10 protein-coding genes are annotated in these 9,820 nt (G+C 68.4%); 5 read left to right on the top strand and 5 right to left on the bottom strand.

Going from position 1 to position 9,820, the window contains the following annotated elements:
• Positions 1–77: 77 nt before the first annotated feature.
• The 5 genes from FUT87_RS07655 to FUT87_RS07635 all read right to left on the bottom strand — a co-directional run bounded on the left by FUT87_RS07655 (position 78) and on the right by FUT87_RS07635 (position 3,999).
• Positions 78–2,282, bottom strand: coding sequence for a methyl-accepting chemotaxis protein (locus FUT87_RS07655; RefSeq protein ID WP_404935370.1), 2,205 nt, complete (start codon positions 2,280–2,282; stop codon positions 78–80).
• A 61-nt stretch (positions 2,283–2,343) separates the two neighbouring features.
• Entirely contained in the window at positions 2,344–2,862 is a 519-nt protein-coding gene (locus FUT87_RS07650; protein ID WP_091726964.1) for a chemotaxis protein CheW, read from the bottom strand.
• A 4-nt stretch (positions 2,863–2,866) separates the two neighbouring features.
• Positions 2,867–3,232: a response regulator transcription factor gene (locus FUT87_RS07645; RefSeq protein WP_088406380.1), complete on the bottom strand. Its 366-nt coding sequence runs from the start codon at positions 3,230–3,232 to the stop codon at positions 2,867–2,869.
• Between the two features lie 123 nt (positions 3,233–3,355).
• The gene (locus FUT87_RS07640) at positions 3,356–3,751 is read right to left on the bottom strand and encodes a PleD family two-component system response regulator (RefSeq protein ID WP_091726969.1); all 396 of its coding nucleotides are present in this window, start codon (positions 3,749–3,751) and stop codon (positions 3,356–3,358) included.
• 95 nt (positions 3,752–3,846) lie between these two features.
• Positions 3,847–3,999, bottom strand: coding sequence for a rubredoxin (locus tag FUT87_RS07635; RefSeq protein ID WP_067065645.1), 153 nt, complete (start codon positions 3,997–3,999; stop codon positions 3,847–3,849).
• Positions 4,000–4,170: 171 nt separating this feature from the next.
• On the opposite strand from FUT87_RS07635, the gene FUT87_RS07630 reads away from it, so the two are divergent.
• The 5 genes from FUT87_RS07630 to FUT87_RS07610 all read left to right on the top strand — a co-directional run bounded on the left by FUT87_RS07630 (position 4,171) and on the right by FUT87_RS07610 (position 9,789).
• Complete coding sequence (locus FUT87_RS07630) at positions 4,171–5,130, top strand: hydroxymethylpyrimidine/phosphomethylpyrimidine kinase (RefSeq protein WP_404932646.1); 960 nt, start codon at positions 4,171–4,173, stop codon at positions 5,128–5,130.
• 75 nt (positions 5,131–5,205) lie between these two features.
• Positions 5,206–6,492, top strand: coding sequence for a glutamate-1-semialdehyde 2,1-aminomutase (gene hemL, locus FUT87_RS07625; protein ID WP_147240642.1), 1,287 nt, complete (start codon positions 5,206–5,208; stop codon positions 6,490–6,492).
• A gap of 121 nt (positions 6,493–6,613) precedes the next feature.
• Positions 6,614–7,978 (top strand): UDP-N-acetylmuramate:L-alanyl-gamma-D-glutamyl-meso-diaminopimelate ligase, encoded by a 1,365-nt coding sequence (mpl, locus tag FUT87_RS07620; RefSeq protein WP_147240641.1) that lies wholly within the window; start codon positions 6,614–6,616, stop codon positions 7,976–7,978.
• A 148-nt stretch (positions 7,979–8,126) separates the two neighbouring features.
• Complete coding sequence (locus FUT87_RS07615) at positions 8,127–9,203, top strand: AI-2E family transporter (RefSeq protein WP_147240640.1); 1,077 nt, start codon at positions 8,127–8,129, stop codon at positions 9,201–9,203.
• Between the two features lie 46 nt (positions 9,204–9,249).
• Complete coding sequence (locus tag FUT87_RS07610; RefSeq protein ID WP_147240639.1) at positions 9,250–9,789, top strand: hypothetical protein; 540 nt, start codon at positions 9,250–9,252, stop codon at positions 9,787–9,789.
• Positions 9,790–9,820 lie beyond the last annotated feature (31 nt).

Raw genomic sequence — 9,820 nt, 5'->3', positions numbered from 1 at the left:
GGCAGTCGGCCGATGCCGGTCAGGTCACCTTGAACCGGGCCACCGACTGCTTCAGCGCCTCGGCCGACCGCGACAGCTCATGCACCATCTGGGCGGTCGAACGCGTACCGTCGGAGGTCTGCTCGGTCACCGCGAAGATGTGCTGGATGTTGGCGCCGACCTCGTTGGCGGCGCGCGCTTCGTTCTGCGCGACCGTCGAGATCTGGCCGATCAGTTCGTCCAGGCGACGCGACACCGAGTCGATGTCTTCCAGCGCGCGGCCGCGCGTCGGACAGCTTCGTGCCCTCGACCACCCCCAGCGTGGAGCGCTCCATGGCGGCCACGGCGTCGTGGGTGTCGGTCTGAATGGTCTTGACCAGCGCCGCGATCCGGCGCGTCGCGTCGGCGGAGCGTTCCGCCAGCCGCTGCACTTCTTCCGCCACCACCGAGAAGCCGCGACCGGCTTCACCGGCGGACGCCGCCTGGATGGCCGCGTTCAGCGCCAGCACGTTGGTCTGTTCGGTAATGTCCGAGATCAGCTCGGTGATCTCGCCGATTTCCTGCGAGGACTCGCCCAGCCGCTTGATGCGCTTGGAGGTTTCCTGGATCTGGTCGCGGATCTGGTTCATACCGCCGATGTTGTTCTGCATCGCCTGCAGACCCTGCTCGGCGGCTTCCCGGGACTGGCGGGCCACGTCGGCGGTCTGTTGCGCCTGCGCGGACACGTCGTTGATCCGGTGCGCCATCTGCAGCACCGCCTCGCCGGTGGCGCGGATCTCGTGCAGCTGTTCGGTCGACGCGGCCAGCAGCTCGGTCGAGGTCTGGTCGACCTGCGCCGTCGTGTCCGTCACCCGGACCGCCGTCGTCTGCACCTGGTGCACCAGCGAGCGCAGTTCTTCCACGGTGTAGTTCACCGAGTCGGCGATCGCGCCCGTGATGTCCTCCGTCACCGTCGCCTGGTGCGTCAGGTCGCCTTCAGCGACGGTCTGCAGTTCGTTCATCAGTCGCAGAATGGCGGCCTGGTTGGCGTCGTTGACGCGCTTGGCTTCCTGCTCCTGCGCCTCGGCCTCGCGGCGCTGTTCTTCCGCCATCTGCGCTCGGCGCGCCTGGTCGGACACGTACAGCCGCAGGAAACCGACCGCGCCGATCACCAGCATCGCCAGCGAGGCCGCCATGGCCAGCAGCAGCAGCGGGTTCATGCCGCCGGCGGACTCCAGGCCCTGGCCCAGGTCGTCCAGGTCTTTGCGCAGCACTTCCGAGTCATTGAGGATGGCCGTCTGCGCTTCCCGCGCGGACACCAGGCCCTGCAGGTTGGACAGGATGGCCGTCGCCTGCGAGCGGGTCTGGTCGTACTGGGTCAGCAGCACCTTCAGGCGCTCACGCACCTGCGGGTCCTTGGCGCCGTTCAGGCGCAGTTCGGGGTTGCCGTTGAGCAGCGCCTGGGCGATCTCGCGGAACGCGTTCAGGTCCTTGCCCAGCAGGAACACGGCCTCGGGGCTCACGCCTTCCTGCGTCAGGAATTCGTTGGCGGACTTGCCGATCCGCTGCGTCAGCATCACCAGCTGGCCGACCGCGGCGACTTCACCGGTCGGGGCCGAGCTCTGCAGCGACAGCGAGGCCACCGCCTCGGCGCTTTCCAGCAGGTCAGACGACTGGCGGTTGATCGCGCGCAGCGCGGCGCCCACCTGCGTCAGCACCTTTTCCTGGGCCAGCATCACCTTGGTGTTCTTGTCGGCGCGCGCCACCATCGGGCTGATCTTCTCGAGCAGCGCATCGACCGAACCCGGCGCCTTGGCCAGTTCGCCGCTGCCGTCGCGCAGCGAGGTGGTCACGCTGGTCAGGATGTCGGCCGCTTCCTTCATTTCAGGGAAGGCGTTCTTGTTGCCCAGCAGCGCGGTCGAGACCGCCTTGGCCAGACGCTGCGACTGCGTCGCGGCCTGACCGGCGCCGCGCACCTGCGCCGCCGAGCGGTTGCCGTTGATCAGCGCCATCGAGACGGTGCCGGCGGTGAAGAGCACGCCCGCGGCCGTCAGCGCCGTCAGCAGGCCGGTGCGGCGCTGCTCGGGCTGCTTCAGGACCTCCGGCATCGGGGTCGGGCTTTCCGGGGCGGACGCCGAGGGCTGGTAGCCCGCGGACGTGTCCTGGAACTCCGGCGTGGGCTGCGCCGCGGTGATGATCGAAGGCTGGAAGTCCGTCGTGTCCTCCGGCGCCGACGAGCCCGACGCGTCGGTCCGCGGACCGTCGTCGAAGTCGTCGTTGCCCTCGTTCTTGCCCTTGTTCTTGATCTTGTCCAGGAAGCTCATCTCACCCTCGTTTGATCTCGTTCGTCGAATCGGCGCCTGTGACGGGACCGTCGTCTGGCTATCAGTTCAAAACAATGCGCAGGAATTGCGGATGCTGCGTCAGCGCATCCAGGTCCAGCACTTGCCAGCGCCGGCCCTGCCCGTCGCGCATGCGGGCAGGAGCGAAATCGGGATGGCCGGGCGCATCGGGCTCGGCCTGCAGTTGTTCGTCGCCGCGCAGCCCCAGCAGCTGGTCCACCAGCAGCGCGCAGTTGATGCCCAGGTCGGGATTGATCGACACCAGCCGGTGGGCCGACGTCATCGGGATCGGACCGCGCAGACCCAGGAAGGCCGCCAGGTCCACCACCGTGTGCAGCCCGCCGCGCAAGTTGGCCACACCCAGCATCCAAGGCTGCGTGTACGGCACCGCCTGAAGTGGGACTGGCGTGAAAATTTCGCCGGATTGCTTGAGCGGAAGCAGCAGGCCCAGGCCGGCGCACTCGACCGCCAGCCAGTTCGCGGCCTGGGGCGCCTCGCGCGCCGCCTGCATGCGCTGCGCCAGCCGTTGTTGAAGTTCGCGCAGCGCTTGCTTGTTGGCCATGGTGTCAGCCCAGCGCCTTGATCTTGGCCAGCAGCTCGTCCGCCTTGACCGGCTTGACGACGTAGTCACGCGCGCCCTGGCGCATGCCCCAGACCTTGTCGGTCTCCTGGTTCTTGCTGGTGCACATGATCACCGGCACGTCGGCGTAGCGCTCGTCGCGGGTGATGGCGCGGGTCAGCTGGAAACCGTTCTGGCCGGGCATCACCACGTCCATGAGGATCAGGTCGGGCTTTTCCTCGGCCAGGCGCTTCATCGCCTCCTCGCCGTTCTCGGCGGTGCGGACGGTGAAGCCGCGCTTGGTCAGCAGGTCGCTCAGCGCGTGCAGTTCGGTCTTCGAATCGTCGACCAGCAGGATCTTGTGGATGGGCATGGGATCTCCCTCTCTCTCGGCTCGCGTCGATTCGCGTCGGGCAGTGCGTCGGTCGAGCCTGGGGTGAGCGTCGTTGGATGTCGGTGGAATGGGTCGTGGAATGCGGGGGCGCCGTCCGGCCGGTCAGCCCGCCCGGCAGTGCTGTTGCACCGCCTGCAGCAGCTGGTCCTTCGTGAAGGGCTTCGTCAGGTAGTCCTGCGAGCCCACCATGCGGCCTCGCGCCTTGTCGAACAGGCCGTCCTTGGACGACAGCATGATCACCGGCACCGACGCGAACTGCGGATTGCGCTTGATGATGGCGCAGGTCTGGTAGCCATCCAGGCGCGGCATCAGGATGTCGCAGAACACGAGGTCGGGCTGGTAATCGCTCAGCTTGGCCAGCGCATCGAAGCCGTCCTCGGCCAGCACGACTTCGTGCCCGCCCTGTTTCAGGAAGATCTCGGCGCTGCGGCGGATCGTGTTGCTGTCGTCGATGACCAGCACCTTGGTCGCCGTGCGGGGGCTTGCGCTGGAATCCAAGCTCTTCTCCGTATTGTTCAGACGATGGTTGTCAGGGAAATTTCAGGCGCGCGACAGGCGCGACCGGATGGCTTCATCGAAGGGCGATGCGCGGGTCAGATCTGGACCATTTCGAAGTCCTCCTTGCGGGCACCGCATTCGGGACAGGTCCAGTTCATGTCGACATCCTCCCAGCGCGTGCCGGCGGCGATGCCGTGCTCAGGGTCGCCCGCGGCCTCGTCGTAGATCCAGCCGCAGATCAGGCACATCCAGGTCCTTGCTTCGCTCACGATGGGTTGACTTGCATCACTACAATGATCGAAAGATTGTAGCCACGCCCCCGGGCTGACCCGGGGGGCGGAAGTACCGATGAAACAACAGTCGATAGCGGTCCTTCTTCACGTTATGCGCATCAGTTCACGGCTTCGCGCCAACCATCCATGAGCCGCCCAGACCCGCACCAACCAGACCCCCAGGACGCCGCCGCGATCGATGACCAGGACTCGCCGCCGCCGGCCTGCGTGATGAGCTTCAATGCGTCGGACCCCAGCGGCGCGGGCGGCAGCGCCGGCGACGTGGCGACGATCGCCGCCATGGGCGCGCATGCGCTGCCGGTGGTGACCGCCATCGTGATGCGCGACACGGCCGAGGTCTTCGACCACCAGACGCTGGACGGCGACTGCATCGTCGAGCAGGCCCGCTCGATCCTCGAGGACGTGCCGGTCGCCGCCTGGAAGGTCGGCTTCCTGGGCAGCGCCGAGGGCGTCTCCTCGGTCGCCGAGGTCCTCTCCGACTACCCCGACGTGCCCCTGGTGGCCTATCTGCCGAGCATCTCCTGGCTCGACGAGGAGCAGCAGCAGAGCTACCTGGACGCGTTCCGCGAGCTGGTGCTGCCGCAGACGCTGGTGCTGGTGGGCAACCAGAAGACGCTGATCGACTGCCTGTTGCCGGACTGGGACGCGGACCGCCCGGCCTCGCCGCGCGAGCTGGCGGTCGCGGCGCAGCAGCACGGCGCCGCGCATGTGCTGGTGACCGGCATCCAGCTGCCCAACCAGTACATCGACAACGTCCTGGCGAATTCCCAGGGCGCGATCACCGGCGAGAAATTCGAGCGTTTCGAGGCCAGCTTCGTCGGCGCCGGAGACACGCTGTCGGCCGCGCTGGCCGCCCTGCTGTCGGTCGGCTCGGAGCCGCACGACGCGGTGGGCGAGGCGCTCGCCTTCCTCGACCAGTCGCTGGAGGCGGGCTTCCGCCCCGGCATGGGCAACGTGGTGCCCGACCGCTTCTTCTGGGCGCTGCCACCCGGCGAGGAGGGCGAGGAAGGCGCCGAGACCGTGCCCGCCACCGACGAGATGACGATCGACGAGCCGCCCAGCCGCGGCCCCCGCCGGATCCATTGAGTCCCCCGAGGCGCCCGCGCGGCGCCCTCCGTCTTTTCCTGCATTGATGCGCCTCAGCAGTACCGGAATTCCGATATGAGCCAGAACGAGACCCTGTTCGCCCGCGCCCAGCGCGTCATTCCCGGCGGGGTGAACTCGCCGGTGCGCGCCTTCCGCGCGGTCGGCGGCACGCCGCGCTTCATCACCCGCGGCAAAGGCGCCCACATCGTGGACGCCGATGGCAGGCGTTACATCGACTACATCGGCTCCTGGGGCCCGATGATCCTGGGCCATGGCCATCCAGCGGTCGTCGAGGCGGTCCAGAAGGCCGTGCTGGAGGGCTTCTCCTTCGGCGCGCCGACCGAGCGCGAGGTCGAGCTGGCCGAGGAGATCCTGGCGCTGGTGCCCAGCTGCGAGCAGATCCGGCTGGTGAGCTCGGGCACCGAGGCAACGATGAGCGCCATCCGACTGGCGCGCGGCGCGACGCAGCGCAGCAAGTTCATCAAGTTCGAGGGTTGCTACCACGGCCACACCGACGCGCTGCTGGTGAAGGCGGGCTCCGGCCTGGCGACCTTCGGCCATCCGACCTCGGCCGGCGTGCCCGAGGCCACGGCGCAGCACACCATCGTGCTGGAATACAACAACGTCGCGCAACTCGAGGAAGCGTTCGCGCTGCACGGCGCGGAGCTGGCCTGCGTGATCGTCGAGCCGATCGCCGGCAACATGAATTTCGTGCGCGCCAGCGTGCCCTTCATGACCCGGATGCGCGAGCTGTGCCGCCAGCACGGCGCCCTGCTGGTGCTGGACGAGGTGATGACCGGCTTCCGCGTCGGGCTGCGCAGCGCGCAGGGCGTCTATGCCGACCTGATCCCCGGCTTCGTGCCCGACATCAGCGTGTTCGGCAAGGTGATCGGCGGCGGCATGCCGCTGGCGGCCTTCGGCGCGAGCCGCGAGATCATGCGACACCTGGCCCCGCTGGGCGGCGTGTACCAGGCGGGCACGCTGTCGGGCAACCCGGTGGCCACGGCCTGCGGCCTGGCGACGCTCCGCGAGATCAAGAAGCCCGGTTTCTTCGAGGCCCTGTCGACGCGCACGCGCCGGCTGGTGGACGGCCTGAAGGCGGTGGCGGCCGAGAACGGCGTGCCCTTCAGCGCCGACAGCGAAGGCGGCATGTTCGGCTTCTTCCTGCTCGGGGAGCTGCCGCAGAACTACACGACCGTGATGACGACGGACAAGGAGCGCTTCAACCGCTTCTTCCACGCGATGCTGGACGCCGGCGTGTATCTGGCGCCGGCGCTGTACGAAGCCGGTTTCGTGTCCGCCGCGCACACCGACGCGGACATCGATGCGACGCTGGAGGCCGCCCGCCGCTCACTGCGTTGAAGGGCGGCGATGCCCCGGTGAGGCCGGCGTGGCAATTCCCGGGCCCGTTTGTCGCACTCTTTTCAATCCGCGACAGGCATTACGCTTGCTTACCGGTTGGTACAGCAGCTGAGAGACAGACATGCATATCCACATCCTGGGCATCTGCGGCACCTTCATGGGCGGCCTGGCGGCGCTCGCGCGCGAGGCGGGCCATACGGTGACCGGCTGCGACGCCAATGTCTATCCGCCGATGTCGACGCAGCTGGAAGCCTTGGGCATCGAGCTGATCCAGGGCTTCGGCGCGGAGCAACTGGCGCTCAAGCCGGACCTGTTCGTCATCGGCAACGTGGTGACGCGCTCCTCCGAGGGGCGCTTCCCGCTGATGGAGGCCATCCTCGATGCCGGGCTGCCCTACACCAGCGGTCCGCAGTGGCTGGCCGAGCACGTGCTGCAAGGCAAGCATGTGATGGCGGTGGCCGGGACGCACGGCAAGACGTCCACGACCTCGATGCTGGCCTGGATCCTGGAATCCGCGGGCCTGGCGCCCGGCTTCCTGATCGGCGGCGTGCCGCAGAATTTCGGCGTGTCAGCTCGCCTGGGGGGCGGGAAATACTTCGTCATCGAGGCCGACGAATACGACACCGCCTTCTTCGACAAGCGCAGCAAGTTCGTCCACTACCGGCCGCGCACGGCGATCCTGAACAACCTCGAGCACGACCACGCGGACATCTTCCCGGACCTGGCCGCCATCGAGACCCAGTTCCACCACCTGGTGCGCACGGTGCCGCCGTCGGGCCGGCTGGTGGTGAACGCGCGCGAGGACGCGCTGCAGCGGGTGCTGTCGCGCGGCTGCTGGAGCGAGGTCCAGCGCTTCGGCGCGCGCAAGGAGGAACCCGGCGCGCTGCGCGCCCGCGGCGAGCCGCAGTCCTTCGACGTGCTGCGCAGCAGCCTGAAGGTGGGCCACGTCACCTGGGAGCTGCTGGGCGAGCACAACCAGCTCAACGCCCTGGCGGCGATCGCCGCGGCGGAGCATGTCGGCGTCGATCCCGAGCGGGCCGCCGAGGCGCTGGGCGGTTTCAGGAACGTGCGGCGCCGGCTGGAGCTGCGCGGCGAAGCCGGCGGGGTGAAGGTCTACGACGACTTCGCGCACCATCCGACGGCGATCCACACCACCATTGACGGCCTGCGCCGGCGCATCGCACCGCAGGAGCGCATCCTGGCGGTCTTCGAGCCGCGCTCCAACACGATGAAGCTGGGCACGATGAAGGCGCAGCTGCCCTGGGCGCTGGAGGAAGCGGACCTGAGCTTCTGCAACCAGGACGGCCTGAGCTGGGACGCGCGCGAGGCGCTGGCGCCGCTGGGCGAGCAGGGCCTGGTGGGCGCGGACGTCGAGGAACTGGTGGCGATGGTCCGGCGCGCGGCGCGGCCCGGCGACCATGTGCTGTGCATGAGCAACGGCGGCTTCGGGAGCATCCACGAAAAGCTGCTGGACGCGCTGAAGTAAACCGGCGATCCTGCGCCGCGCGCGGCGACGCGCGCCCTGGCGAGCGATCGACAACGGTTCGACCCGCCGCCGATCCCGGGGTCCGGAGCGGATCCCGATCGACCGACAGTCCCGATTGACCTCAATTCACGCGAGGAGCGACGACACGATGAGTGGTCCTGGCAAGCTGGTGCCCGCGCTGCAGAACCGATCCTTCCTGTGCCTGCTGGCGCTGGTGACGGTGGCGTTCGGCTGGATCCTGTGGCCGATGCTGAGCGCGCTGCTGTGGGGGGTGGCGCTGGCCATCGTGTTCCAGCCGCTCTATCGCAGGTTGCTGCGCAAGACGCGCCGGCCGGGGCTGTCCTCGGGGCTGACCATCCTGGTGATCCTGCTGCTGGTGGTGCTGCCGCTGACCTACGTGATGGGCGCGCTGGTGCGCGAGGCGGCGGTGGTCTTCGAGATGGTCAAGTCGGGCCAGTTCAACTTCAACACCTACGTGGCGCAGATCTACGCGGCGCTGCCGTCGTGGCTGCTGGACGTGCTGGAACGGCTGGGGCTGCACGACCTGGCCAACCTGCAGGAGAAGCTGGGCAGCGCGCTGAACCAGGGCAGCCAGTTCATGGCGACCAAGGCGCTGGGTTTCGGCCAGGACACCTTCGACTTCCTGGTGAGCTTCTTCGTGATGCTCTACCTGCTCTATTTCCTGCTGCGCGACGGCGAGCAGCTGTCGGCGCGCATCCGCGACGCGCTGCCGCTGCAGGACTCCTACAAGCGCCAGCTCGGCGAGAAGTTCCGGACGGTGATCCGCGCGACGGTCAAGGGCAACATCGCGGTCGCGGCGCTGCAGGGCGCGCTGGGCGGTTTCGCGTTCTGGGCGCTGGGCATCCACGCGCCGGTGCTCTGGGCGGTGCTGATGGCCTTCCTGTCGCTGCTGCCGGCGGTGGGGGCGGCGCTGGTGTGGGCGCCGGTGGCGATCTACCTGCTGGCGACCGGCCACATCGCGTCGGGGGTCGGCCTGCTGCTGTTCGGCACCATCGTGATCGGCCTGGTGGACAACCTGCTGCGGCCGCTGCTGGTGGGCAAGGACACGAAGATGCCGGACTACGTCGTGCTGCTGTCGACGCTGGGCGGCATGGCGGTGTTCGGCATCAACGGCTTCGTCATCGGCCCGCTGATCGCGGCGATGTTCATCGCGGTCTGGGACATCGTCGCGGCGGAGCGGCGGTATCCGGTCGGGGATCATTGACCGGGCTTCACGGCCAGGGCCGACCAAACCGAGCCCCTCGATGTCGATGACCGCTGACATCTCCGCGCTCGCCCTCACCCTCGCCCTCTCCCTGAGCGCATCGGCATGTGCCGCGACCGCGGGGGCGGACTTCGCGATCGTCAAGCTGGACGGATCTGGCGAGGCGCTGCTGGTCGCGGCCTCACCGATCGCTCCGGGCGCGACCGTCGCATTGGAGTACCCCGGTGCGGATCAACGTCCACGCTGCTGCCACCGCTTGCGCGCAGCGGAGCTCGTGGCGGTCGATTCGGCCGAGGTGCTCGCTTCGGACGAGCTTTTCGCGACCGCGCCCCGCGTCTACAAGGCCAAGGTCCCCTCGGCATGGGCCGACATGCCCTTCATCGGGATGGCCGCAGTCGGCTCGGACATCCGCCCGCAATCGCGCGCGGGACGGTTCGAGCTGACCGACAGCCGCGGCGCCACGCGCGCTGCCAGCTTGTGCACGAGCGCCGAGGGCGTGCATCTCATGGAAACCGAGCAAGGCCGATTGCGAACGCATCTCTACCTGTCGCTGGGCTACGAGATTGAATCGCCCACCTGCCGGTGAGGAAGAATGAAAAAGGCCGGCTTTCGCCGGC

It is taken from the genome of Mitsuaria sp. TWR114 (assembly GCF_007997345.1).
Note: the sequence above shows the minus strand (reverse complement) of the source record. Positions and strands in the feature narration are given on the sequence as shown.

What these genes read in the sequence shown, in the direction of transcription:
- FUT87_RS07655 (WP_404935370.1), bottom strand. Translation starts at nt 2,282, where the DNA reads ATGAGCTTCCTGGACAAGATCAAGAACAAGGGCAAGAACGAGGGCAAC.
- FUT87_RS07650 (WP_091726964.1), bottom strand. Translation starts at nt 2,862, where the DNA reads ATGGCCAACAAGCAAGCGCTGCGCGAACTTCAACAACGGCTGGCGCAG.
- FUT87_RS07645 (WP_088406380.1), bottom strand. Translation starts at nt 3,232, where the DNA reads ATGCCCATCCACAAGATCCTGCTGGTCGACGATTCGAAGACCGAACTG.
- FUT87_RS07635 (WP_067065645.1), bottom strand. Translation starts at nt 3,999, where the DNA reads ATGTGCCTGATCTGCGGCTGGATCTACGACGAGGCCGCGGGCGACCCT.
- FUT87_RS07630 (WP_404932646.1), top strand. Translation starts at nt 4,171, where the DNA reads ATGAGCCGCCCAGACCCGCACCAACCAGACCCCCAGGACGCCGCCGCG.
- hemL (WP_147240642.1), top strand. Translation starts at nt 5,206, where the DNA reads ATGAGCCAGAACGAGACCCTGTTCGCCCGCGCCCAGCGCGTCATTCCC.
- mpl (WP_147240641.1), top strand. Translation starts at nt 6,614, where the DNA reads ATGCATATCCACATCCTGGGCATCTGCGGCACCTTCATGGGCGGCCTG.
- FUT87_RS07615 (WP_147240640.1), top strand. Translation starts at nt 8,127, where the DNA reads ATGAGTGGTCCTGGCAAGCTGGTGCCCGCGCTGCAGAACCGATCCTTC.
- FUT87_RS07610 (WP_147240639.1), top strand. Translation starts at nt 9,250, where the DNA reads ATGACCGCTGACATCTCCGCGCTCGCCCTCACCCTCGCCCTCTCCCTG.